At 70.5% G+C, this 22917-nt stretch carries 27 protein-coding genes, 1 pseudogene and 1 riboswitch; of the genes and pseudogenes, 16 read left to right on the top strand and 12 right to left on the bottom strand.

Annotated elements, in window-relative coordinates:
* Positions 1-20: 20 nt before the first annotated feature.
* The 4 genes and pseudogenes from ACWD3C_RS20580 to ACWD3C_RS20565 all read right to left on the bottom strand — a co-directional run bounded on the left by ACWD3C_RS20580 (position 21) and on the right by ACWD3C_RS20565 (position 3829).
* Positions 21-1153 (bottom strand): annotated as a pseudogene (locus ACWD3C_RS20580) (RNA polymerase sigma factor).
* Between the two features lie 17 nt (positions 1154-1170).
* Positions 1171-1578, bottom strand: coding sequence for a YciI family protein (locus ACWD3C_RS20575; RefSeq protein ID WP_451145832.1), 408 nt, complete (start codon positions 1576-1578; stop codon positions 1171-1173).
* 251 nt (positions 1579-1829) lie between these two features.
* A complete protein-coding gene (locus tag ACWD3C_RS20570; protein WP_451145830.1) occupies positions 1830-3167 on the bottom strand; it encodes an MFS transporter in 1338 nt (445 codons plus the stop codon).
* A complete protein-coding gene (locus ACWD3C_RS20565) occupies positions 3164-3829 on the bottom strand; it encodes an ArsR/SmtB family transcription factor (protein ID WP_451145828.1) in 666 nt (221 codons plus the stop codon). Before ACWD3C_RS20565 ends, ACWD3C_RS20570 begins: the two co-directional genes overlap by 4 nt.
* 57 nt (positions 3830-3886) lie before the next feature.
* Between ACWD3C_RS20565 and ACWD3C_RS20560 the strand changes: the two genes are divergently transcribed.
* Genes ACWD3C_RS20560 through ACWD3C_RS20550 form a run of 3 tightly spaced genes read left to right on the top strand, consistent with a single transcriptional unit; the run spans position 3887 to position 4614 of the window.
* Entirely contained in the window at positions 3887-4144 is a 258-nt protein-coding gene (locus ACWD3C_RS20560) for a hypothetical protein (protein ID WP_451145826.1), read from the top strand.
* A gap of 3 nt (positions 4145-4147) precedes the next feature.
* Positions 4148-4321, top strand: coding sequence for a hypothetical protein (locus tag ACWD3C_RS20555; protein WP_451145824.1), 174 nt, complete (start codon positions 4148-4150; stop codon positions 4319-4321).
* Positions 4318-4614: a hypothetical protein gene (locus ACWD3C_RS20550; RefSeq protein ID WP_451145822.1), complete on the top strand. Its 297-nt coding sequence runs from the start codon at positions 4318-4320 to the stop codon at positions 4612-4614. The genes ACWD3C_RS20555 and ACWD3C_RS20550 overlap by 4 nt, the downstream gene beginning before the upstream one ends.
* Before the next feature lie 92 nt (positions 4615-4706).
* Here ACWD3C_RS20550 and ACWD3C_RS20545 read toward each other — a convergent pair whose 3' ends face one another.
* The 3 genes from ACWD3C_RS20545 to ACWD3C_RS20535 form a co-directional block, all read right to left on the bottom strand.
* Entirely contained in the window at positions 4707-5384 is a 678-nt protein-coding gene (locus ACWD3C_RS20545) for a hypothetical protein (protein ID WP_451145820.1), read from the bottom strand.
* Positions 5374-5589 (bottom strand): hypothetical protein, encoded by a 216-nt coding sequence (locus tag ACWD3C_RS20540; protein ID WP_451145819.1) that lies wholly within the window; start codon positions 5587-5589, stop codon positions 5374-5376. Before ACWD3C_RS20540 ends, ACWD3C_RS20545 begins: the two co-directional genes overlap by 11 nt.
* 339 nt (positions 5590-5928) lie before the next feature.
* Positions 5929-6474 carry a flavoprotein gene (locus ACWD3C_RS20535; protein WP_451145817.1) on the bottom strand — a complete coding sequence of 182 codons (546 nt, stop codon included), beginning with the start codon at positions 6472-6474 and terminating at the stop codon, positions 5929-5931.
* A gap of 90 nt (positions 6475-6564) precedes the next feature.
* Here ACWD3C_RS20535 and ACWD3C_RS20530 point away from each other — a divergent pair, with 90 nt between their 5' ends.
* The 9 genes from ACWD3C_RS20530 to ACWD3C_RS20490 all read left to right on the top strand — a co-directional run bounded on the left by ACWD3C_RS20530 (position 6565) and on the right by ACWD3C_RS20490 (position 13047).
* Entirely contained in the window at positions 6565-7749 is a 1185-nt protein-coding gene (locus tag ACWD3C_RS20530) for a helix-turn-helix domain-containing protein (protein ID WP_451145815.1), read from the top strand.
* Between the two features lie 241 nt (positions 7750-7990).
* Positions 7991-8284, top strand: a complete 294-nt coding sequence (locus ACWD3C_RS20525; RefSeq protein ID WP_451145895.1) for a hypothetical protein — start codon at positions 7991-7993, stop codon at positions 8282-8284.
* Entirely contained in the window at positions 8281-8652 is a 372-nt protein-coding gene (locus ACWD3C_RS20520; protein WP_451145813.1) for a DUF6415 family natural product biosynthesis protein, read from the top strand. Before ACWD3C_RS20525 ends, ACWD3C_RS20520 begins: the two co-directional genes overlap by 4 nt.
* A complete protein-coding gene (locus tag ACWD3C_RS20515) occupies positions 8649-8846 on the top strand; it encodes a hypothetical protein (RefSeq protein ID WP_451145811.1) in 198 nt (65 codons plus the stop codon). The genes ACWD3C_RS20520 and ACWD3C_RS20515 overlap by 4 nt, the downstream gene beginning before the upstream one ends.
* The gene (locus ACWD3C_RS20510; protein ID WP_451145809.1) at positions 8843-9049 is read left to right on the top strand and encodes a hypothetical protein; all 207 of its coding nucleotides are present in this window, start codon (positions 8843-8845) and stop codon (positions 9047-9049) included. The genes ACWD3C_RS20515 and ACWD3C_RS20510 overlap by 4 nt, the downstream gene beginning before the upstream one ends.
* Before the next feature lie 498 nt (positions 9050-9547).
* Positions 9548-10489, top strand: coding sequence for an N-acetylmuramoyl-L-alanine amidase (locus ACWD3C_RS20505; RefSeq protein ID WP_451145807.1), 942 nt, complete (start codon positions 9548-9550; stop codon positions 10487-10489).
* Between the two features lie 182 nt (positions 10490-10671).
* Positions 10672-11547, top strand: a complete 876-nt coding sequence (locus ACWD3C_RS20500; protein ID WP_451145805.1) for a hypothetical protein — start codon at positions 10672-10674, stop codon at positions 11545-11547.
* A gap of 143 nt (positions 11548-11690) precedes the next feature.
* Entirely contained in the window at positions 11691-12701 is a 1011-nt protein-coding gene (locus ACWD3C_RS20495; RefSeq protein WP_451145803.1) for an LLM class F420-dependent oxidoreductase, read from the top strand.
* Between the two features lie 52 nt (positions 12702-12753).
* Positions 12754-13047, top strand: a complete 294-nt coding sequence (locus ACWD3C_RS20490) for a hypothetical protein (protein ID WP_451145801.1) — start codon at positions 12754-12756, stop codon at positions 13045-13047.
* Between the two features lie 15 nt (positions 13048-13062).
* On the opposite strand, the gene ACWD3C_RS20485 is transcribed toward ACWD3C_RS20490, so the two are convergent.
* From ACWD3C_RS20485 to ACWD3C_RS20475, 3 genes are read right to left on the bottom strand one after another with little or no spacing between them, the layout of a single operon-like run.
* Entirely contained in the window at positions 13063-14133 is a 1071-nt protein-coding gene (locus tag ACWD3C_RS20485) for a prenyltransferase/squalene oxidase repeat-containing protein (RefSeq protein ID WP_451145799.1), read from the bottom strand.
* Entirely contained in the window at positions 14130-14888 is a 759-nt protein-coding gene (locus tag ACWD3C_RS20480) for a class I SAM-dependent methyltransferase (protein ID WP_451145797.1), read from the bottom strand. Before ACWD3C_RS20480 ends, ACWD3C_RS20485 begins: the two co-directional genes overlap by 4 nt.
* Positions 14882-16360: a glycosyltransferase family 4 protein gene (locus ACWD3C_RS20475; protein ID WP_451145795.1), complete on the bottom strand. Its 1479-nt coding sequence runs from the start codon at positions 16358-16360 to the stop codon at positions 14882-14884. Before ACWD3C_RS20475 ends, ACWD3C_RS20480 begins: the two co-directional genes overlap by 7 nt.
* 220 nt (positions 16361-16580) lie before the next feature.
* On the opposite strand from ACWD3C_RS20475, the gene ACWD3C_RS20470 reads away from it, so the two are divergent.
* The gene (locus tag ACWD3C_RS20470; RefSeq protein WP_451145793.1) at positions 16581-17225 is read left to right on the top strand and encodes a TetR family transcriptional regulator; all 645 of its coding nucleotides are present in this window, start codon (positions 16581-16583) and stop codon (positions 17223-17225) included.
* 337 nt (positions 17226-17562) lie between these two features.
* Here the strand turns inward: ACWD3C_RS20470 and ACWD3C_RS20465 are convergent, their stop codons facing one another.
* Positions 17563-17799, bottom strand: coding sequence for a ferredoxin (locus ACWD3C_RS20465; RefSeq protein WP_451145791.1), 237 nt, complete (start codon positions 17797-17799; stop codon positions 17563-17565).
* On the bottom strand, positions 17799-19256 hold the full coding sequence (locus tag ACWD3C_RS20460; RefSeq protein ID WP_451145789.1) for an aldehyde dehydrogenase: 1458 nt from the start codon (positions 19254-19256) through the stop codon (positions 17799-17801). The genes ACWD3C_RS20465 and ACWD3C_RS20460 overlap by 1 nt, the downstream gene beginning before the upstream one ends.
* A 180-nt stretch (positions 19257-19436) precedes the next feature.
* Between ACWD3C_RS20460 and ACWD3C_RS20455 the strand changes: the two genes are divergently transcribed.
* The 3 genes from ACWD3C_RS20455 to ACWD3C_RS20445 all read left to right on the top strand — a co-directional run bounded on the left by ACWD3C_RS20455 (position 19437) and on the right by ACWD3C_RS20445 (position 22879).
* On the top strand, positions 19437-20462 hold the full coding sequence (locus ACWD3C_RS20455; RefSeq protein ID WP_451145787.1) for an MBL fold metallo-hydrolase: 1026 nt from the start codon (positions 19437-19439) through the stop codon (positions 20460-20462).
* 157 nt (positions 20463-20619) lie between these two features.
* A riboswitch (cobalamin riboswitch) is annotated at positions 20620-20762 on the top strand.
* Between the two features lie 129 nt (positions 20763-20891).
* A complete protein-coding gene (locus ACWD3C_RS20450) occupies positions 20892-22199 on the top strand; it encodes a prenyltransferase/squalene oxidase repeat-containing protein (RefSeq protein WP_451145785.1) in 1308 nt (435 codons plus the stop codon).
* Positions 22196-22879 carry an SCO2322 family protein gene (locus ACWD3C_RS20445; RefSeq protein WP_451145783.1) on the top strand — a complete coding sequence of 228 codons (684 nt, stop codon included), beginning with the start codon at positions 22196-22198 and terminating at the stop codon, positions 22877-22879. Before ACWD3C_RS20450 ends, ACWD3C_RS20445 begins: the two co-directional genes overlap by 4 nt.
* Positions 22880-22917 lie beyond the last annotated feature (38 nt).

Genomic DNA, 22917 nt, shown 5'->3' with positions numbered 1-22917 from the left:
GAAAATCCGAGCGCGGCCCGTCAGCGACACCGACGGGCGTTGAGCCGGGCGGCCTGGCGGGTCAGGTGGTCGCGCTCGGCGAGGTTGGGGCCTTGTGGGCCGCCTCGGCGTACAGCCGTGCCGCCGTCGCCAGGTCGCCGTCGCGCTCGTGAAGGTACGCCGCCACCGCGGCGTGGCGGGGCAGCGAGTCGTCCAGCGCCGCGAGCGCCGCCAGCCCGGCGCGCGGTCCGTCGGCCTCCCCGACGGCCACCGCGCGGTTGAGCCGGACGACCGGGCTGTCGGTCAGGCGCGCGAGCTCGTCGTACCACTCGACGATCTGCACCCAGTCGGTCTCCTCGGCGGTGGGCGCGTCGGCGTGGAGGGCGGCGATGGCGGCCTGGGCCTGGAACTCGCCCAGCCGGTCGCGGGCGAGGGCCGCCTGCAGGATCTTAACTCCCTCGGCGATCGAGACGGTGTCCCACCGGCCGCGGTCCTGCTCGGCGAGCGGCACCAGGCTGCCGTCGGGCGCGGTCCGGGCGGCGCGCCGGGCGTGGTGGAGCAGCATGAGGGCGAGCAGCCCCGCCACCTCGGGGTGGTCGATCACGGCCGCGAGCTGCCGGGTGAGCCGGATGGCCTCGGAGGCGAGGTCGACGTCACCGGAGTAGCCCTCGTTGAAGACCAGGTAGAGGACGCGCAGCACGGTGGCGACGTCGCCGGGCCGGTCGAATCGCACGCCGGACACAGTGCGTTTGGCCCGGCTGATGCGCTGCGCCATGGTCGCCTCGGGCACCACGCAGGCCCGGGCGATCTGGCGGGTGGTCAGCGCGCAGCGTGAGCGCGACCGCGGACGACGGGGTCAGCGACGGGTGGGCGCACAGGAAGTAGAGCTGGAGCGTGTCGTCGAATGCGGGCGCGGGTCCGGGCGCCGGTTCCTCGTCGAGGCGGTCCTCACGCCGGCGGCGGGCGATGTCCGCCCGGGTCGCGTCGAGGAACTTGCGCCAGCCACGGTGACCAGCCAGCCCTTGGCATCCCGCGGAGGGTCGGCGGGCCAGACGCGGACCGCCTCGACGAGCGCGTCCTGCACGGCGTCCTCGTCCGCCGCGAAGTCGGCTCCGCGGCGGACGAGGACGGCGAGAACGCTCGGCGTGAGGCTGCGGAGCAGGGCCTCGTTCATCTGAGTCACCTGAGAGGTCACTCCGTGATGGTGGGCGGCGCGGTCAGGAACGGGCGCAGCTCCAGCCACTCGTGGATCGGCTTGCCGCCCGCCCCGGGGGCGGCCGACAGTTCCTCGGCCAGCTCCACGGCGCGCTCGTAGCTGTCGACGTCGATGACCATCCAGCCGGCGATGAGGTCCTTGGTCTCGGCGAACGGTCCGTCGGTGACCGGCGGGCGCCCCTCGCCGTCGTAGCGGACCCACGCCCCCTCGGGGGCGAGCGCCTGACCGTCGACGAACTCGCCGGTCTTCTCCAGCCGGGCCGCGAAGTCGTTCATGTACTGCACATGGGCCGAGATCTCCTGAGGCGTCCACTGGTCCATGGGCACGTCGTTGACCGCTGCCGGGGCGCCGCGGTAGTGCTTGAGCAGCAGGTACTTGGCCATCGTGTTTCTCCTCGGTGCTGGTGCGACCCATTGTGGTCGCGTTCACCTCGGGGACGGAGCCGGTCACGGGTTCTCGACATCGCCGTGTGAGACTTTTTGGGCTCTCGTGGATGAGCCTCGCGCGCGGCGATCAGGGACAGCAGCACGGGCGAGCCGAGGCTCACCGCACGCTGGTGGGCGGCGTGGGCGGGGTCAGAAGGAGCGGTGGGAGGGAGAAGGAGACCAGGTGGTCCACCTCCCTGCCGTAGACGTCATGTCGCTACATTCGCACTGCCTTGTGAGGCGTCTTCCTTGGAATGCGGCTTCACGATGCCCCGCCCACGCGTACGGTCCATCTCGCGCCATTCCGGCCGCAGTCCAGCCAGATTCGTGGTGAGGAAGTACGCGGCGGCGCAGGTGAGCAGCACCGGCACGAGTCCGGCAGCGGTCACCGCCGCCCCGGCGAGCAGCCCGCCGAGAGGGATACCGGCCCAGGCCAGCGAGTCACCGAGCGCGTTGACCCGGCCCAGCATCCGGCGCGGCACCCGTTCGACGAGGACGGCGCCCAGTACTGGGTTGACGAAGCCGGCACCGAACCCACTGACCGCGAAGACGGCCAGTACCACCCCCAACGGGGCATCGAAGGCGAGGATCAGGAACCTCGGTGACCCAGCCAGCAGGAACCCGGTGAGAACCACCACCCGCCGCCGCAGCCGGTGCGCGACCACCGCGGCGATCAGGCTCCCGCCGACCCCCGCGGCTCCCATTACGCTGCCCATCAGACCGATCGCGGTCGGTCCGTTGCCGGACTCCCTGGCCCAGACGGGTACGAGCACCGAGGTGATCGCCGCGTCCAGCAGGTTGGTGATGCCGACCATGACGATGACGGTGAGCAGCAGCGGCTCGCCGCGCAGGAAGGTGAAGCCCTCGCCGAACCGCCGCCAGTAGCCCGGTCCCGTCTCCCCAGCCTGCGAGGGGGCTTCCTTGGCCGCGTGCCCCATGCCACGAGGCAGCGCGAGTTTGATGATCACCGATCCGAGGGCGAAGCAGCCCGCGTTGACGGCGAGTCCGGTCAGGGGACCGAGCAGCGCCACCAGGGATCCGCCGACCGCCAGGCCGACGGTGGAGGCGAGCCGCTCGATCACACCGGATAGACCGGTGGCCCGCTCCAGCGGCACCCGGCCGCGCTCGGCCGCTTCCGGGACCATCACTTCCTTGGCCAGGTCGCCGGGTCCCCGGGCCGCGCCGATCAGCGCGACCAGAACCAGCAGGAGCGGAAAGGACAGCAGGTCCAGGGTGTGGAGCAGGGGAACCGCGGCGGCGGCGGTCGCGCTGGCCAGATCGGTGGTCCAGGAAACGGTCCGCGGGCCGATCCGGTCCACGAGCGGCCCGGTGAACGCCTTGACCACCACGTAGGGCGCCATCTCGCAGAAGGCGACCAGTCCGGTCTGGGTGGCGCTGCCGGTTGTGACGAGGACGAACCAGGGCAGTGCCACAACGGAGATCCGCGTGCCGGTCAGCGACACGGCCATGGCCGCCAGCACCCCGCCCAGCGGCCGTAAGGACCTCTTGCCGGGTATGCCGCCGGCCTCCGAGGCGTCGTCGGTCATGACGTCGGGCTTCCTTCCTCTTCCTGAGGGCCGGAAGGGAGCGACGACGCGGCAGGCGCATCCAGTTCGGGCAGGATCTGCGTGATCACAGCGACCCGTTCGGCTCCCTCGGGGGCACTTGCCGCCGTCTCCGGCGCGTCTCGCCGGTAGCGCGCGACGACTTCCGTCAACTCGCGGTACAGGGCGGCGGCTTCCTCGGGCGTGAGCCGCAGGGCCCAGTCGCTCATGTCGAAGGTGTTCCGCCATGCGCGGGGCATCGTCTGAAGCCCGTTCAGGGTCTGCTGCGTGCGCAGGGTGTAGATGGCGGCGACGGACTGCTGGTAGGCCAGTGCGGCCTCGGGCTCCCGCTCGGCCAGCTCCGGATCGTTGAACCAGGTAGTCCGGTGCACCGAACGCCACCAGCGCTCTCGCGCGTTGCCGCGTTCGGTGTCCTCCTCGACGAAACCGGCCGCGCCGAGCTGCCGGAGGTGGTAGCTGGCCGTACCGGAATTCACGCCCAGCCGCTCCGCGAGGCGGGTGGCCGTCGACGGGCCGTATTTCCGCAGCAGCCCGACCAACTGCACGCGCACCGGATGCGCCAGGGCACGCAGCCCCTTGGCATCCAGGACAACCGAGTCCTCTTCAACGTTCGGGCCATCCGGCCTCTCCACTGCATCAGCCATGCGACACACGGTAGTCCGCAAAGAGTTCTTCGCAAAGAGACCTTCGCGAAGAGCCCTTTGCGGTTCAGCTTGCTCTGCGAGGGGCAGGTACAGGCCCGCGTGGTGGAGATGGAGGGCGACAAGGAGGTCCACCAGCACCCGATCGTCGAGCTGGGCCCCACTCCGGGTGCCGAGTTCCTGTGCCTGGGGTTCACGCAGCGCCTCGCCGCTGGCCGCAAGTTGGCGATCAAGGTGTGCGCGCACGACGAGCACGCCACCGACATCAAGCTCACGGCGGCCTCGTACGTCAAGGTCCTGAGCTGGAAGGAGAGCTGAGCCATGAAGGTGTCGCGTTATGCGAAGGCGGCCACGGCGGCGCTCGCGGCCGGTACCGCTTCCCTGTCGACGGCGATGCAGGACGGCACCGTGTCCGGTGCCGAGGGGCTCACTGCGGCGGTCGCCGCGCTGGCCGCGCTCGGGGTGGTCTGGAGGGTGACGAAGGACCCGTCGTGACGACATCCCCGGACCCGTCGACGAACCTCGCAGTCGAACTCGCCCAGCTACGAGGGGAGAGCAACACGGGTCTGGCTGACATCAAGGGCACACTCGGTGTCCTCGTCGAGCGGACGTACCGCACGGACGCTGACGTACGCCAGCTGCGTGAAGACACGGAGAAAGAGATCAGGGAGCTGAAGGCCAAGGTCGAGTCGCTGGAGGGCCGCCGGTTCCCACTTCCGGTGGTCGGGGCGCTCACCGGAGTCGGCGCCCTGCTCGCCACCGTGATCGGACTACTCGTCACCCGCTGAACGCACCGATCCCCGCCGTCTGCCCATCACGGGCAGACGGCGGGGGCTTTGCGATGTCCGGCCGCCCGGCGCGCGGCCAGTGTTCGCGCCGGTTAGCTCCGCAGAGCCTCGTGTTTGTTCAGGTACTCCCGGGCGACTTCCGGGTTACGGCGGATCGCGGCCCGCAACTGGTTCATCCGGAATTTCTCCCGACTGGCTTCGAGGACCTTCTCGTAGTCCTCCCTGGCCTGTACGAGGCGCTCGATGACGAGGAACTCGATCACGTCCTCCAGGCATGGCCTGAAGCGCTTCCCGCCGACCGGGAAGTGGAGGCTCGACAGCGAACGGCCACCGTCGCCTTCCTTGGGGCAGTTCAGCGCGGATAAGACCGTGGACTGGCCGCCGACCTGCACGTGCGCGTCAGGATAGCCGTCGGGTTTATCGCGCTCGTAGTCGTAGTGGCACAGGCCTTCCTTCGCATCCTCCGCAGGGAAGACACCGAAGAATGATTTCTGAACCATCAGATGCTCGCGCTCGGAGTCCATGCGGAGTTGGAAGCTGACATCCATCCACAACTGCGCCTTCGGATTGCGGGGCCGCAGACGGAACCGCTGCGCGGTACGGGTCGTCTTCGAGACACGGTTGCCCATCGTGAGCACTCGGTCCCCGCTGCTCTCCAGGTAGGAGGCGACCACGGTGACCTGCACGTTGCTGGCGATAGTGCCGTTCAGAACAGCCTGGATCTCTTTGGCGAAGCCGTTGGTCTTGCGCCTGAGGTCGTCACTGATCAAGTGTGCCGCCGATCGCGGTCCACAGAGCGTGGGCCTGCGCGCTGGTGAAAGCGCGTCGCCGGGCCTGGTCGGCAAGTTCGACGTAGGTGAGGCCGAGTTCGGCGAGTGCGCGCTGAGCACCTGCGCGCCACTCTTCCGGCGTGAGTTCGGTAATGACATCGTCGTCGTGCTCGGCGCTCCGTTGCCCTTGGATGGTCATCGTCATCGCCTACCCCCCAGTTGGCTGCATCTGGCTTCAGTGTGCTCCATGGGTCTGACACCATGCCGTGCGGGGCTTGATCGTCTCCATGTTTTGGCACTCTTCTCCCAGGATTCCCCTCTGTCGGGTGATGAATCGGGGCGGTCCGCGTCCCACCCTATTGCGAATTCCGGCCAGGGTGGCGCATTGTGAGCGTCCCATCGCCTCACCGGCGCCCCCTTTCAGGAGTCCGGCGCCTCACCGGGGCCTATAGGCACGCCCGGAGCCCCCAAGCAGGGCGCTGCACCGCTGCTCTGGTCGCGCCACCCCCGTCGCGGCCGGGGCAGCGTGCTGTGCGGACGGCTGTCAGAGGTTGACCAGGCCCTCGGCTGCGTCGAGGACCAGATGCCAGGGGTACTCCTTCGGCTTGCCCTGGCCTGGCTGGTTGGGCACGAACCCACCCTCGCCGTACAAGACCCGTACACCCATCGCGCGCAGCTCGGCAACGCTGCGCGCGAACTGCCGATGCTGCACGTACGCCGCGTTCACACACGGCATCGTCACCGTCGGGATGCCCTTGCCGATTCCCTCGGCGACCACTCCCACCACGAAGTCCCGGGTGAGGCCGAGCGCCCACGCATTGATCGTGTTGAAGGTGGCCGGCGCGACTGCGATCACGTCCGCCTTCGGCCACACGTCCGGCTCACCGGGCCTCTTGTACTCGCTGCGTACGGGGTGCCCGGTCAGCTGCTCCAGTTCGGCCAGCTGCGGCGCGAGCCAGCGTGCGGCGGTCGGGGTGAGGCCGAGGCACACGTCGAAGCCGCGGCCCTGCGCATTCTGGATCACCTTGTCGACGTCGAAGACGGGCGGGGCAGCAGAGCCGAACAGATACAGCACACGATCGGTCGTCATGGTCCTATCCGACCACATGCAACCGCCCCCGCTCTGAAGGGAGTCGGGGCGGGTACTGTTCCAAGTGGCTGCTCAGAACAGGAGACCAGTATGCCCACACTGGACGACAACCACACGGGCGCCCGCATCAAGGAACAGCGCAGACTGGCCAGGCTCACCCAGCGTCAGTTGGCCAAGTTGCTGCCGTACTCCTACAGCTTGCTCAATCGGGTGGAGTGCGGGGCCCGCCCGGCGACGGCCGACTTCGTGGCCGCTTGCGCCAAGGCTCTCAATGTCGACGTGACGGTCCTGACCGGGCAGCCGTACGTGACCGAATTGCAGCGGGACCGGCTCGCTGAACTGGTGCGGCCGATCCGCGAAGCCCTCGACCTGTACGACCTCGGACCGAACCCCGACCTCACCGCACGACCGGCAGACCAGCTCACCACCGGAGCGGACCAGCTGTGCGAGGAAGTACGGGCGACGCACCTGCGCAACGCCGCCCGGAAGCTGCCGGACCTCATCGCCGAACTGACGCACGCCGCCTGGTCGGCACCAACGACCGAGCTGTGGCAGGCGCTCGCGTCGGCGTACCGCACCGCGCACGACATCAGCATCAAGCTCGGCTACTACGACCTCAGCTCGGTCGCCCTGGACCGCATGGCGTGGGCCGCCGAGCGTGCCTCGGACCCGTGCCTGGCTGCCGTGCGCCAGTACATGCGTGCGCTGGTGTACTTCCGGGAGGGCGAGTACCGGATCGGTCAGCGGCTCGTCGCCTCCGGTCACAGCGTGGTCGGGCAGGCCGACGAGACGCGCGAGGCCCTGGCCGTCGCCGGGCAGTTGCACCTGGGGGCCTCGGTCATCTCCGCGCGGGCCAAGGACAAGGAGGCCGTGAAGCTGCACATCGGTGAGGCAGGCCGGATCGCGAAGCGCATCGGTGACGCCTCCAACGTGCACTGGCTGTCCTTCGGGCCGACCAACGTCGCCCTGCACGAAATGTCCGCGGCCGTCGAGATGCGCCAGTACGACGATGCGCTGAAGAAGGCGCGCAAGATGAAGCTTCCACCGAAGCTGGCGACATCGCGCCGAGCGCACTTCCTGATTGACCGGGCCCGCGCCGAGATGGAGACGGGGTACACCGAGAAGGCGCTGGAGCATCTGGTCGACGCACGCAAGATGGCGCCGGAGCAGACCCGATATCACCCCGGAGCCCGCGACACGATCACTGGTCTCGTGCACCTGTCTCGGCGTACCCCGGACACGCTGGGCCACATGGCCGCGTGGATCGGCCTGTAAGTCACGCTCACAACGCTCACAAAACCGTGAGCATTCCTGTCCTCTCGTAGCGTCACGCTGGTTTCACACCTGGTCAACGACGACGCGGGGATGCGATGAGCGTGCAGGAACGACGTGTCCAGTACTGCCCTCCTGAGCGCAGGCCCGCAGCCAGAAGGCAGCCGTCGTGACCGGCGACAGCGAACGCCCCGGCGACCGCGCTAACGGCGGGGTACGGCCGACGCTTCGAGGGAGCGACGACATGATGAACGCTACAGCCGACCCGCCCACGATCGAAGAGAGGAACCGGGAGCGGGTCGGTATCGAGACGGAGGCGGTGTACGAGCCGCACCTCGCTGACACCGTCGAGGACACCCAGCGGCAGAGGATCGGCAAGGTGATGGGCTTCGTCGGCCCGTACGTGCAGCTGCGCCCCGTCGGCGGAGGCCGCGAGTGGGACACCCGCCCGGAGCACCTCCGCCCGGTCACGCCCGCCGAGGCGCTGAGTGCGGGCGTTGCCACGGCCAATGCCCGGTCGCGAGGTGAGTACCGATGACCGGACTCACCCCGGAGGCCGGGATCGAGGCCCTGCCCATCGACGTCGCGACGATGCGCGCGGCAGTGGACCGGGTGCTCGCCAGGGGAGCCGAACCGCTGTCCGACGAGGACCTGGAGACGCTGCGCCGCCAGCTGCGGGGGCACATCCAGCTGCTCATCCCTGCGGTCGAGCGGGCCGCTGTCCGCCTCCCCAGGGGGCACAGGGCACGCGATCGTGCTCTGTGCTGCGTGGGGGAGGCTCGTGTGCGGCTGCGTCTGGGGCGTGGGGACACGCTGTTCGTGCGGGTGTCGGTGGTGCACCGGCTGGCCCGCTCGGTGCGCACGCTGTGCGGCCACCTGGAGCACCTGGGTGGTGAGCGGCTGTGACGGCGACCCCCTCCGGCGCCATGGACGCGGCGTCCCTGTCCGTCGAGTGCACGGTCACGCAGGAGCCCGGCTACGAGTATCTGCACCGTGAGTGCCGTCAGACCGAGGATGTCCCGCTGCCGCACTCCATGGGGCTGCTGCTGGCGCGCCGCTGCGGCTGTGCCTGCCACGCCCAGGTGGTGAGGAAGTCATGACCGCGTCCCTGCACTACTGCCGCTACTGCGACGGGCTGATCACCGACCGGGCGCCGGGCCGGGCGATCGCGTACGTGCACGGTGCCTCGGGGCCGGGCTGGGAGGTGTGGGCGCACAACGAGCACGCGCACCTCGTGCAGCCCGATCCGCAGCCGCTCGCGCTCCTGGCCCGCATCCGCGCCCTGAAGGCCAGGCGACCGTGATCCGGGCGCTCGCCGTGGTCGCGTACGTGGCGGCCGTGTCGGCTGGGGTGCCAGCGACGCCGACGTCCTGACGCTCCCCATGGCGACCGCAGGGGCAGGGTCGCATGCTCGCGCATATGCCGCGCGCACGGTGCTGAGATACTCGTTCCGCCAACAGGCTCGTGCACGTACGACAGGCCCCGCCGCGCTTGGAGGTCCGGAAGCCTCCGCGCGGCGGGGCTCTACTGCGTCCGGATTTGGTTGGAGACGGCGGTATCTCCGGAAGAGCCCACCGGGCGGGTAAACCTCCGACGTGGACGGCCCCTGCCGCCGAAGGGCTCGATACCTTCAGCGGCAGGGGCCTCGCTGTGCCCGCCACGCGGTCCGCGAGGGCGCCCGATGTCTCACACCCACCTCACACGCTGAGCGTGAGACGGCGGCGTATACGGCCCTGAACTGGGGTTTCCCGCTGAGGGCGTTACTCGCGACGCTGCACGTGCGCCAGATAAGGTGGCAGTCGTGTCGTACGTAGGCCCGGACTTCGATCCGCCCCAGCCCCGCCGTTCTCCGTTGCGCAGGCCCCTGACCGTGGCGGTCGCCGCGCTCGTGGTGGGGGGACTGACCGGGTGGGGGGTGTGGCAGGCGGTGGGTGACTCGGGGGGAGCGGCGGCATCGCAGGCTCCGTCCTCGAATCCGGCCCCGGCCTCGCCTCCTGCCTCCTCCCCCAGTCCCTCCGACGAGCAACCAGCCCCCTCCCCCACCGACGACAGCCAACCCGCCCCCGCCGCCCCCCTCAAGGGCAAGGTCGTCGTCATCGACCCGGGCCACAACCCCGGCAACTTCCAGCACACCACCGAGATCAACCGCAAGGTGAACATCGGGACGGGCTGGAAGGAGTGCGACACGACGGGGACGGCGAGCAACGACGGGTACGCGGAGGCCACGTTCACGTTGGATCTCTCACGCCGGCTGCGGACGATCCTCGAACGGCAGGGCGCGACTGTGGAGTTCACCCAGGACGGGGACCGGGACTGGGGGCCGTGCATCGACGAGCGGGCGCGGATCGGGAACGAGGCGGAGGCGGATGCCGTCGTGTCGGTCCACGCGGATGGGTCGGGGGCCGGGAACAGGGGGTTCCATGTGATCCTGCCGGGTGCGGTGAACGAGGGCTCCGCGGACACGCGGTCGATCGTCGGCCCCTCCCGGGATCTCGGTGAGCGCATCGCGGGAGGCTTTGTACGCCGCACGGGCAGCGTGCCCTCCAACTACGTCGGCGACGGCACCGGGCTGGTCACGCGGACGGATCTGGGCGGTCTCAATCTGTCAACGGTTCCCAAGGTGTTCATCGAGTGCGGCAACATGCGCGACAGCGAGGACGTGGCGCTGCTGACCAGCGGTGCCTGGCGGCAGAAGGCGGCACAGGGGATCTCTGAGGGAATCGTGGGTTTTCTGCGCGCGTAGCGGGTGGGAAGTGGTGGGAAGTGACGGCGCACTTATCCCGGCGGACACCCACGTCGGACGGACGATAGGGTCTCTTTACGATGTGGGGCCACCCCCGCGCTTCACACCACGGCCGAACGGCGACATGGTGACAGCGACGCCTCCACCGATGACGAGACGACTGAGCCGAAGGACTGCTTGAAGTGAATATCCGCTCCCTCACTAGAGGCGACGGCGTGGTGATCGGAGCAGCGGTATTGCTGTTCATCGCGTCGTTCCTCGACCTCTACTCGTTCGACGGGGCTCCCGACAGCATCGCCCTCCCGAATCTCTGGGAGAGCGGGCCGGTCCTGCTCGGTGTCGTCCTGGCGGGGCTCATCGGCGCCGCGCTCGTCGTCGTTTCGCGGGGTCTGCCGCAGGTGCCCAAGGTCGCCGGTCTGGACCTCGGCCAGTTCGGCATCGCCTTCACGGTCTTCGCCGCGTGGAGCGCGCTGGGCAACATCTTCGACCCGGCCGGCGGCGCGGACAACATCGGCACCGGTGCGAGCAACGGCCCCAGCTCCGGTACGGGTCTGATCCTGGCGCTCGTCGCCACGCTGCTCATGGCCGCCGCGGCCGTGGCCACCCCGCTCGTCCCGCCCCTCAAGGCCGCCCTGCTCAGCGCGCCGCGCCCGAAGGCCCCGCAGCCGTACGGCGCCCAGCCGCCCGGCGGTTACGGCTACCCGGGCGCCCAGCAGCCCGGTCAGCCGGGGCAGCCCGGCCAGCCTGGTCAGCCCTACGGCGGTCAGCCGCAGCCGGGGCAGCCGTACGGCGCCCAGCCGCAGCAGCCGCAGCAGGCGCAGGCCCCGCAGTCCCCGCAGGCTCCGCAGCCCCCGGCGAGCGACTTCTCGCCGTTCTGGTTCGCCGTGCCGGTGCCGCGGCCGCTGTTCGCGGAGGACGGCTCCCAGGCGACGATCGCCGAACTGGCGCCGGGCACCTGGTACCTGGCCGTCGAGCAGCGCGGCCCGAACCTGGTCGCCCAGACTCAGGACGGCCGCCGGGGTGTGCTGCAGGACACGTCGGGCATCCAGCGAGGCTGAGCACCCGCCTCCCCACCGCGCCCCAGAAGCACCAGCAACACCAGCAACATCCTTACGGCTCCCTGCCCTTCCGGGTGGGGAGCCGTTGCCGTACAGTCGCTCCTCCCCACCGGCAAGCTGACAGAGCGTCAGGAGGAGCAGCCATGCGGCTCGGTCTCGCACTCGGCTACTGGGGGCGCGGCCCCTCGGCGGATCACCTCCCCCTCGCCCAGGAGGCCGAGCGGCTCGGCTACGACTCCGTGTGGACCGCCGAGTCCTGGGGGTCGGACGCCTTCACCCCGCTCACCTGGATCGCGTCCCGCACCTCAAGGATCAAGCTGGGCACGGCGGTTGCCCAGATGGCCGCCCGCTCCCCCACCACCACCGCCATGCACGCCCTCACCCTCGACCACCTCTCCGGCGGGCGCGTCCTGCTCGGCCTCGGGCTGTCGGGTCCGCAGGTCGTCGAGGGCTGGTACGGGCGCCCGTTCCCGTCGTCGCCGCTGACCGCGGCCCGGGAGTACGTCGATGTCGTACGCCAAGTCCTCAGGCGCGAGGCCCCGGTCGAGCTGGACGGGCGGTTCCACTCCCACCCGTACCGCGGCCCGGACGCCTCCGGCATCGGCAAGGCGCTCAAGCCCATCACGCACCCCCTCCGCGCCGGCCTGCCCGTCCTGCTGGGCGCGGAAGGGCCCAAGAACATCGCGCAGACCACCCGGATCGCCGACGGGTGGCTGCCGTTGTACTGGTCGCCGACCCGGACCGACGTGTACGAGGCCTCGCTGACCGAGCTGCCGGAGAACTTCCTGATCGCCCCCATGGCCCAGGCGCGGGTCTGTGACGACGTCACCGAGGGGCTGCTGCCGGTGAAGGCGATGCTCGGCTTCTACATCGGCGGGATGGGGCACGCGAAGCGCAACTTCCACGCCGATCTGATGGGACGGATGGGGTACGAGGAGGAGGCCCGGCGCATACAGGAACTGTTCCTCGCCGGGCGCCGCGAGGAAGCCGTGCTCGCCGTGCCGGATGCCTTCGCCGATGAGATCTCGCTGATCGGACCGCGTGAACGGATCGCGGAGCGGCTGGAGTTGTGGCGGAAGGGGCCGGTGACGGATCTGCTGGTGCTGGCCCCCGATCCGCACACGCTGCGCGTGCTCGCCGAGCTCAACTCATAAAGGCTGGTGCCCCTTCGGGTTTCACCCGGGATTCGAGGGCAACTCGGAGGGCATGTCCCCTAATTCTCGAACCGGTGCCAACCAGGCCGGCAGGATCATCGCGATCGTGGCCGACATCATGGCCGTCATCCTCGGCCTGTGGATCCTGATGTACCTGTTGGACGCCAACCAGGCCAACGACTTCGTGCAGTTCATCCACGACGCGGCCCGCTGGCTCGCCGGCTGGTCGCACGACCTGTTCACGTTCGACGAGGAGTGGGCGCGGGTCGTCGCGGGTTACGGGCTCGCCGCGGTCGTGTACCTGTTCGTGGGCCACGCGATCGCCAACAGGACGCACCGCCGCTGAGCGCCTGGCGGCGGCTCAGACGCAGCAGTCGGGGTCCAGGCCCGTCGGGAGGCGCTCCCCGCCGAAGACCGCGCAGGTGGGTTCGTCGCCTCCGAGGGCGGCCACGGCCAGGAGCAGGGAACCGGCCGTCCAGGTGGTGAGTTCCTCGGGCCAGACGGCCCGGTCCTCGAAGACGTACCCCGTCCAGTACAGGCCCGTCCGCGGATCGCGCAGGTGCTGGATCGACTGGAGGATCTCCAGCGCGCGGTCCGACTCGCCCATCGCCCAGAGGGCCAGGGCCAGTTCGGCGGACTCGCCGCCCGTCACCCACGGGTTTGGGAGCACGCAGCGGACACCGAGTCCCGGGACGACGAACCTGTCCCAGCCCTCCTCGATACGGGACTTGGCCTCGGCGCCGGTCAACGCGCCGCCGAGCACCGGGTAGTACCAGTCCATCGAGTAGCGGCCCTTGTCGAGGAACCGCTCCGGGTGCCGCCGTATCGCGTGCCGCAGCGCGCCGACCGCCAGCTCCCAGTCCGGCTGCGGCTCTTCGCGCTGCTCGGCGATGGCGAGGGCGCAGCGCAGGGCGTGGTGGACGGAGGAGCTGCCGGTGAGCAGCGCCTCGGTGGTGCCCGTGCCGTCGTCCTCGCGCCGCCAGCCGATCTCCCCGCCGGGCTGCTGGAGCCGCAGCACGAACTCCACTGCCGCGTACACGCACGGCCACATGCCGTCCAGGAACGTGTCGTCGCCGGTCGAAAGGTAGTGGTGCCAGGCGCCGACGGCGACATACGCGACGAAGTTCGTCTCGCGGCCGCGGTCGGTGACGTCGTGCGGGTCGCCGTCGGCGTACGCCGCGTACCAGGAGCCGTCCTCGTTCTGGTGGAGCCGCAGCCACTCGTACGCCCGCGCCGCCGCCTCGTGCTCCCCGGCCGCGTCCAGCGCCATCGCGGCCTCGACGTGGTCCCACGGGTCGAGGTGGTGTCCGCGGAACCACGGTATGGCGCCGTCCTCGCGCTGTACGGAGAGAATCCCGCGTACGGTCTCCGCGGCCTCCTCGGCGGTGAACACCCTGGGCAGGACGAGGTGTTCCGTCTGGGGTGTGGTCACCGGGCGGCCACCGGGGAGTCACCGGCGGCTGCCTCGGTGGGCAGGTGCGGCTTGGTCGCATACGCCACGAAGCTCTTGCCGATCAGCGGGTTCAGCGCCTCCTCGGCGACCCGTGTGGCCAGCGGTTTCTTCATGATGTCCCAGACCAGGAGCTTGTGGTACGCCCGTACCGGCAGCGCCTTGTCGTTGTCGACGCCGAACGCGCACTTCAGCCACCAGTACGGGGAGTGCAGCGCGTGGGCGTGGTGGGTGCCGTACGGCTTGAGTCCGGCTTCCCTGATCCTCGTGAGGAGTTCGTCCGCCTTGTAGATGCGGATGTGGCCGCCCTCGACCTCGTGGTAGGCGTCGCTGAGTGCCCAGCAGAGCTTCTCGGGGCCGTAGCGCGGGACGGTGATCGCGATACGGCCGCCGGGCTTGAGTACGCGGACCATCTCCGCGAGGACGCCCTTGTCGTCGGGGATGTGCTCCATGACCTCGGAGATGATCACGATGTCGAAGGAGGCGTCGGGAAAGGGCAGCGCGAGGGCGTCGCCCTCCATCGCGGTCGCGGTGGCGCCGGCCGGGGCCTCCCCCGCCTCCTTCATCGCCGCGAACCACTTGGCGACCTCGCGGATCTCCTCGCCGTTCTGGTCCAGCGCCACGACCTGCGCGCCGCGCCGGTAGCACTCGAACGCGTGCCGGCCCGCTCCACAGCCCAGGTCCAGGACTCGGTCTCCCGGGGCGAGCGGAAACCGGGAGAAGTCGACGGTCAGCACGTGGCCCTGCTTTCACGGTCGGGGGCTTCGGCGGGGGGTGTGGTGGAAGTCTTCTGTGAGGCCGGGCCGGGCCCCGGGGCCGCGATGGGGGTTCCCCCGCGCGAGCGAAGCCGAGCGTGGGGGAGGGCGATGGCCCGGCGGTACTGGGCCACCGTGCCCTCCGCCGCCTTGGCCCAGGTGAAGCGGGCGAGCACCCGCTCACGCCCGGCCGCGCCGAGCCGTATTCGTAGCCCGGGGTCGCCCAGCAACCTGCTCAGCCCGGCGGCCAGCGCGCCCGCGTCGCCGGGGGGCACCGCGAGGCAGGTCTCCCCGTCGGGTCCGGCGACCTCCGGGATGGCCCCGCCGGTGGTGGCCAGCAGCGGCGTACCCGTGGCCATGGCCTCCGCCGCCGGGAGGGAGAACCCCTCGTACAGCGAGGGCACGCAGGCGACCTCGGCCGAGCGCACCAGGTCGACGAGTTCGGGGTCGGAGATGCCTTTGACGAACTCGACGGCGCCTTCGAGGCCGTACCGCTCGATGGCCTGGTCGACCGGCCCGTCCTCGGCGCGCTTGCCGACGACTGTCAGGTGGGCGCCGGGGTGTTCGGTGCGGACCTTGGCGAGGGCCTCGATGAGGAAGACGAGGCCCTTGAGCGGCACGTCCGCGCTCGACGTGGTGACGATCCGGCCGGGCACCTGCGGGACGGACGGATCGGGCGAGAAAAGGTCGGTGTCGGCGCCGATGTGGACGACGTGGATGCGGTCGTCGCGTACGCCGAGGTGGTCGACGATCTCCTGACGGGACGTACCGGAGACGGTGAGCACCGACGGCAGGCGGCGCGCGACCCGCTTCTGCATGCGCGTGAAGGCGTACCAGCGCCGTACGGACATCCGTCGCCGCCATCCCTCGGCGGCGTCGAGTTCCAGCTGCCGGTCCACGGTGATGGGGTGGTGGATGGTGGTGACGAGCGGTGCGCCGATGTCGCCCAACAGGCCGTATCCGAGCGTCTGGTTGTCGTGTACGACGTCGAACTCGCCGCGTCTGGCGCGCAGTCGGCGGCGGGCGCGCAGTGAGAAGGTCAGCGGCTCGGGGAAGCCGCCGGTCCACATCGTGGCGACTTCGAGGGCGTCGATCCAGTCGCGGTACTCGTCCCGCTTGGGGGTGCGAAAGGGGTCGGGCTGGCGGTACAGGTCGAGGCTGGGCAGTTCGGTGAGGGAGAGCCGTCCGGGGTCTGCGTCCTCGTTCCCGCTCCCGCTCCGGTTCGCTCCCCCGCCCTCGATCTCGATCTCGTCGAGTACGGGGTACGGCTGGGCTCCGATGACCTCGACCCGGTGGCCGAGGCGGGCGAGTTCGCGGGAGAGGTGGCGTACGTACACACCCTGGCCGCCGCAGAACGGGTTTCCCTTGTACGTGAGGAGCGCGATGCGGAGCGGTCGCTCGCCGTCGGCGGCACGGTCCCCGGGGGACCCCGCCTGACTGGCCTCAGCGGTCACTCTGGGCCCCCTTCTCCCTGCACTTTCCCGCGACATTACGCCGGGACGCTAATCTAGAACAAGTTTCAGACTTGATCGTTCAAGAGGCTCTGAATCTACCGGCAGGTAGGGCCGCTGTGAGCGATGAATCAGGTGATTCACGCCACGACGGGCGCGACCCCGCCGGGCCTGCCATGCTGTCTGATCGCACGCCCTCACCGACCGTCACGGAACAGGACCCATGCCTGCGGAAGCCAAGGTGGAAGCCAGTAGCGCGCGAGCCGGGGCGCAGCCCGTCTCCCCGCCCCTCACCGAGCGGCAGGAGGCACGCCGGCGCCGGATACTGCACGCGAGCGCGCAGTTGGCGAGCCGGGGCGGTTTCGACGCGGTGCAGATGCGGGAGGTCGCGGAGTCCTCCCAGGTCGCGCTGGGCACCCTCTACCGCTACTTCCCCTCCAAGGTCCACCTCCTGGTCGCCACCATGCAGGACCAGCTGGAGCACATGCACGGCACGCTCCGCAAGAAGCCGCCGACGGGCGACACGGCCGCCGAGCGCGTCGCGGAGACCCTGATGCGCGCCTTCCGCGCCCTCCAGCGCGAGCCGCACCTCGCCGACGCCATGGTGCGCGCCCTCACCTTCGCCGACCGCAGCGTCAGCCCGGAGGTCGACCAGGTCTCCCGCCAGACGACGGTGATCATCCTGGACGCGATGGGCCTGGAGAATCCGACGCCGGAGCAGTTGTCGGCGGTTCGCGTCATCGAGCACACCTGGCACTCGGCGCTGATCACCTGGCTGTCGGGCCGCGCCTCGATCGCCCAGGTGAAGATCGACATCGAGACGGTGTGCCGTCTGATCGATCTGACGAGCCCCACGGAATCGGCCTGACAAGCCCCGCGGACACGCAAAACCCCCCACGGCCACACAGTGGGGGCCCAGGCACGCAATGGACCCCGGACACGCAATGGACCTACGAGACGGGTTCCCTTCGCCGGTATTAACCGGATCAGGTGGCTAGGGGTCGCCTTCCAGTCTTTGGACCTCTCGGCCCTCCGACCTTCCGGCCTCTCAGCCCGACCGTCGACGTCGGCACCGGCGGAGGCCGTCACCTCTCGCCAGAGTCGGCTACTCCGGTCGAACTCCCTCACTCGTCCCGTAGGCCTATATCTAGGATAGGACTTTTGTCCGGATATGTAACCCCTCGGGCGATGATTTTCCGAGCTCTCTACTCCTCCTCGGGCGGAAACACCGGCTCCCCGCTCCCCAGCAGTGTGATCACGATCGCCTCCACCGGACACCCTTCCGCCGCCCCCAGGATCTTCTCGTTGGCGTCGGTCTCGGGATCGACGGGATGGGACTGCATGGCGGAGTCGAGGCGGAAGGCGTCCGGGACGTGGTGGACGCACTGGGCGGAGCCGATGCAGATGGAGCGGTCGACCTCCACGTGCCAGCGGTCGCCCATCAGCCCTCCCAGCCGGCCGGCAGATGGATCATCTTGTGCTCCAGGTACTCGCCGTACCCCTCGGGCCCGAACTCCCGCCCCAGCCCGGAGTTCTTGTAGCCGCCGAAGGGGCCGAACATGTCGAGGCTGAAGGTGTTGACGGAGTAGGTGCCGGTACGGACCTGCCGTGCGACCTCGATCCCGCGCTCGACATCCGCCGTCCACACGCTGCCGCTCAGACCGTAGTCGGAGTCGTTCGCGATCCTGACCGCCTCCGGCTCGTCGCCGTACGGGAGCAGGCAGATCACCGGGCCGAAGATCTCTTCGCGGGCGATGCGCATGGAGTTGTCGACGTCGCCGAAGAGGGTCGGTTCGACGTACCAGCCGCGGTCCATGCCCGGCGGGCGTCCGCCGCCGGTGAGGATTTTGGCGCCCTCCTCCTGTCCGATGCGGATGTAGTCGAGGCTGCGCTGCCGCTGGCGCCGGGCCACCAGCGGGCCGAGCTGGGTCGCCGGGTCGAGCGGGTCGCCGACGACGAGCGCGTTCGCGGCGGCGGCGAAGGCCTCGGCGAACTCGTCGTAGCGGGTGCGCGGCACGAGGATGCGGGTCTGGGCCACGCAGGCCTGGCCGTTGATCATCCAGGCGAAGGGCGCGATCCCGTTGACCGCGGTCTCCGCGTCCGCGTCCGGCAGGATCACCGCGGCCGACTTGCCGCCCAGTTCGAGGGTGACCCGGGTGAGGTTGCGCGAACAGACCTCCATGACCCGCTTGCCCGCGGCGACCGAGCCGGTGAAGGAGACCTTGTCGACGCCCGGGTGGGCCACCAGGTACTCGCTGACCTCACGGTCCGCGGGCAGGATCGACAGGACGCCCTCGGGCAGGCCGGCCTCGGCTGCGATCTCCGCCAGCAGGTAGGCGTCCAGCGGGGTCTCGGGCGACACCTTCAGGATCGCCGGGCACCCCGCGAGCAGCGCCGGGGCCAGCTTGGCGGCGGCGGTGAACTGCGGCACGTTCCAGGGGACGACGGCCGCGACCACCCCGACGGGCTCGCGGCGCACGAGGATCGGGCCGAGCACTCCGGCGCGCCGCTCCTCGTACGTGAAGGCCTTCGCCGTGGTGATCGCCGCGTCCCACACCATCATCGCGGCGAGGGCCTGCACCATGACGCCGGAGGTGTACGGGGTGCCGTTCTCGCAGCTGATGACGCGGGCGATCTCCTCGTGGCGCACGGCGAAGGCGTCCTTGATGCGGGTGACCACCTCGACGCGCTCATCGAGCGACATCCTCGGCCAGGGCCCCTCGTCGAACGCCTTCCGCGCGGCGGCGACGGCCCGGTCCACATCCGCCGTCGAGGCGTGCGGCACACGCCCGATGACCTCTTCCGTGTGCGGCGAGATCACCTCGATGACGTCCGTTCCGAGGGGGTCGGTCAACTCCCCGCCGATGAACAACTGTCCGTGTTCCACGAGCTCGGTCATGGCCGACTGCCTCCCCGGAGCCTGTCTCTGACGATCCATCAGACATCGAAACTGATACCAGTTCTACTCAGAGGAGTCCACGGAACGCACACCACTCTCTCGGAGCCGGGACAGGTGACTCGGGCTCCCATCGAAACTCGTTCTAGTTATAGTGACCGGAACGCGGCGATTGGGGAGTCCATGACGCAGGTGTACGACCACGGCGGCGGCGTACGGTCCATCGAGGTCCCCATCCCGGACAACCCTCTCGGCCACACCCTCGTGTACGTCGTGGACACCGACCGCGGCCCGGTCCTGGTCGACACCGGCTGGGACGACCCGGACTCCTGGGACACCCTCGCCGCGGGACTGACGGCGTGTGGCGCCTCGGCCGCCGAGGTGCACGGAGTCGTGATCACCCATCACCACCCCGACCACCACGGCCTGTCGGGACGCGTCCGCGAGGCGTCCGGGGCATGGGTCGCGATGCACGCGGCGGACACCGCGATCGTCCGGCGCACCCGCCGGACCCGCCCGGGGCGCTGGTTCGCGTACATGGCGGACAAGCTCACCGCCGCCGGCGCCCCCGAGGAGCACGTGGCGCCCCTGCGCTCCGCCCACCGCCCCGCCTTGCCCGGCCTCTCCCCCGCCCTGCCCGACCGCGAGATCGTCCCCGGCGAACTCCTCGACATCCCGGGCCGCCGCCTCCGCGCGATCTGGACCCCGGGCCACACCCCCGGCCACGTCTGCCTCCACCTGGAGGAGGACCACCCCTCCCGACTCCCCGGCCACGGACGCCTGTTCTCCGGCGACCACCTGCTCCCCGAGATCACCCCGCACATCGGCCTGTACGAAGACCCGGACGACGCGACCGTCACCGACCCCCTCGGCGACTATCTCGACTCACTGGAGCGCATCGGCCGACTCGGCCCCGCCGAGGTACTCCCCGCCCACCAGCACGCGTTCACCGACGCGACCGCCCGCGTAGGGGAGCTGCTCACCCACCACGAGGACCGCCTCACCGGCCTGCTGACACTCCTCGCCGAGCCCCTCACCCCCTGGCAGCTCGCCGTACGCATGCAGTGGAACCGCCCCTGGGACCAGATCCCCTACGGATCGAGGAACATCGCCGTCTCGGAGGCCGAGGCCCATCTCCGGCGACTGGTGAAGCTGGGGCGGGCGGAGGCGGTGACGGGGAGCGAGCCGGTGGCGTACGTGGCGGTGTAAGCGGCTTGGACGGTGGTGTAAGCGACTCAGGTGGTGCGGCGGTGGCGTGATCCCCGTCAGGCATGATCCCCGTCATCGGCGCGATCCCCATCATCGGCGCGATCCCCGTCATCGGCGTGAGCCGGAACCCGCCGCCACCCACAGGTGGCCCTCAGCCGTTTCCGTTTCCCTACGGGCCGGTACAGTGGCCAGGTCGTCATCACCCGTACGGGGGGAAGCCGGTGCAAATCCGGCGCTGACCCGCAACCGTGAGCCGTCCGCCAGGCCGGCGAGCCGGACTGCCCCGTACGGATCGTGACCGGCTCGCGTCACCGGCTGCCCGTCGGGGACGGGCACCGTCGAGGCATACGGAGCCGAGCCGCCCGGCTGTGCCGTGCTGCCCGGTTCCGCGCAGGGAACCGGACAACAGGGGAAAGGCAGCCGCCGATCATGAATGTTCGCCGCAGCACCGCGGTACCGGCCGGAATGGCCGCACTCGCCGCGGTGGCCGTCATCACCGCGATCGGCGCGATCGGCGTCGGTTCCGCACCGGCCGCCCGGGCCGCCACGTCCGCCGGAGCCGACACGTCGGCCGCCACGTCCGCCTGGGCCGAGGATGCCTCGCCCTCCCCCTCCCAGGCGATCCCCACGGGGCTGTACGGCTCCACCGACCCGACGTACGACGGGGTGTGGCGGCAGTCGCTCACCCTGCTCGCGCTGGACACCGCGGGTGTGAAGCCCGCCGCCGAGGCGGTGGACTGGCTGGTCGGGCAGCAGTGCGCGAGCGGGGCGTTCGCGGCCTACCGGGCCGACGCCACTGCCAAGTGCGACGCCAAGACGCCGGTCGACACCAACAGCACCGCTGCCGCCGTCCAGGCCCTCGCCGCGCTCGGCGGGCACGACGGCGAGGTCGGCCAGGCAGCGCGCTGGCTGAAGGACGTACAGAACAAGAACGGCGGCTGGGGTTACACACCGGGTGACCCGAGCGACGCGAACTCCACATCCGTCGTGATCGGCGCCTTCGTGGCCTCCGGCGACGAGCCCGAGGAGCAGAGGAAGGGCGACTACTCCCCGTACGAGACACTGCGCGCCTTCTCCGTCCCCTGCGGCGACGACGGCGGCGGTGCCTTCGCCTACCAGCCCGACAAGAACGGCACGTTGACCGCGAACGCCGATGCCACGGCGGCCGCGGTGCTCGGCAGCCTCGGCAAGGGTTTCGTGGCGGAGGCCGGTGAGGCCCGTACGGCAGCCGAGTGCGTCGGCGGCGACGCCTTCTCCTCCGAGGACGCGGCCCACAACGGCGCCGTGTATCTGGCCAAGGCCCTCGCCGAGGACGGCCACCTCAAGGACCCCGGCGACAAGGAGCAGCCCGACTACGGCAACACCGTCGACGCGGTCGTCGCCCTCGCCGCCGCCGGCCAGGAGGGCAGCACCGACAAGCCCCTCGCCTGGCTGGAGAAGAACGCGGGCCCCTGGGCAGCGCAGTCCGGCCCCGCCGCGTACGCCCAGCTCATCCTCGCCGCCCACGCCACCGGCACCGACCCGCGCGACTTCGGCGGTGCCGACCTCGTGGAGCAGCTCGACGCCACCGGCCCGGCGTCCGACGTGTCCGACCACTCCGCCGTACCCACTGAGCCGCAGGCCGGGGAGGACGAGGACTCCGGCGTCAGCGTGTGGTGGGTCATCGGCGTCGGTCTGGTCGGCGGCATCGGTGTCGGTTTCCTGATCAGCGGCCGCAACAAGAAGCGGCAGCCGTGAACCGGCGGCGTACGTCCATCCTGGTCCTGTCGTCCGTTTCGTCCGTTCTCCTGGCCGTCCTCGGGAGCTCGGGCCAGGCCCAGGCCGCCGGCTACCGCTACTGGTCCTTCTGGGAGCGCGACGGCTCGGCATGGACGTACGCCACCCAGGGCCCGTCGACGACCCGCCCCGCCGACGGCGACGTCCAGGGCTTCCGCTTCGCCGTCAGCGAGGACTCCGCCGACGCGGCCCGGCCGCGCGGTACGGCCGACTTCGACACCGTCTGCGCGACGACGCCCGCGCGGGCGGACACCAAGCGGGTGGCCCTGGTCATCGACTTCGGTACGGCCGCCGACGCCCCGTCCGGCGAGACGCCCCCGTCCCCGCGCACGGCCTGCGCCCGCGTACCCGAGGACGCGACCACCGCCGACGCCCTCGCCGCCGTCGCGGGGCCCCTGCGCTACGACGCCAACGCCCTGCTCTGCGCCATCGCGGGCTACCCGGAGAAGGGGTGCGGCGAGCAGATCTCGGAGAGCGACAGCAACAGCAGCGGCGACGGTGGCAGAGACGGCGACTCCGGCTCCGGCTCCGGCTCCGGCTCCGGCGAACAGGGGCCGTCCGTCGGCCTGTTCGTGGGCGCGGGTGCCGTGGCCCTGCTGGGTGCGGCGGCCGTATGGCAGGCGCGGCGCCGCGCGAGGTGAGAGCCTGTGTCCTATCCCCGGTCGGATCAGCGCACGTC

The sequence above is a fragment of the Streptomyces sp. NPDC002845 genome (assembly GCF_053591955.1).
Note: the sequence above shows the minus strand (reverse complement) of the source record. Positions and strands in the feature narration are given on the sequence as shown.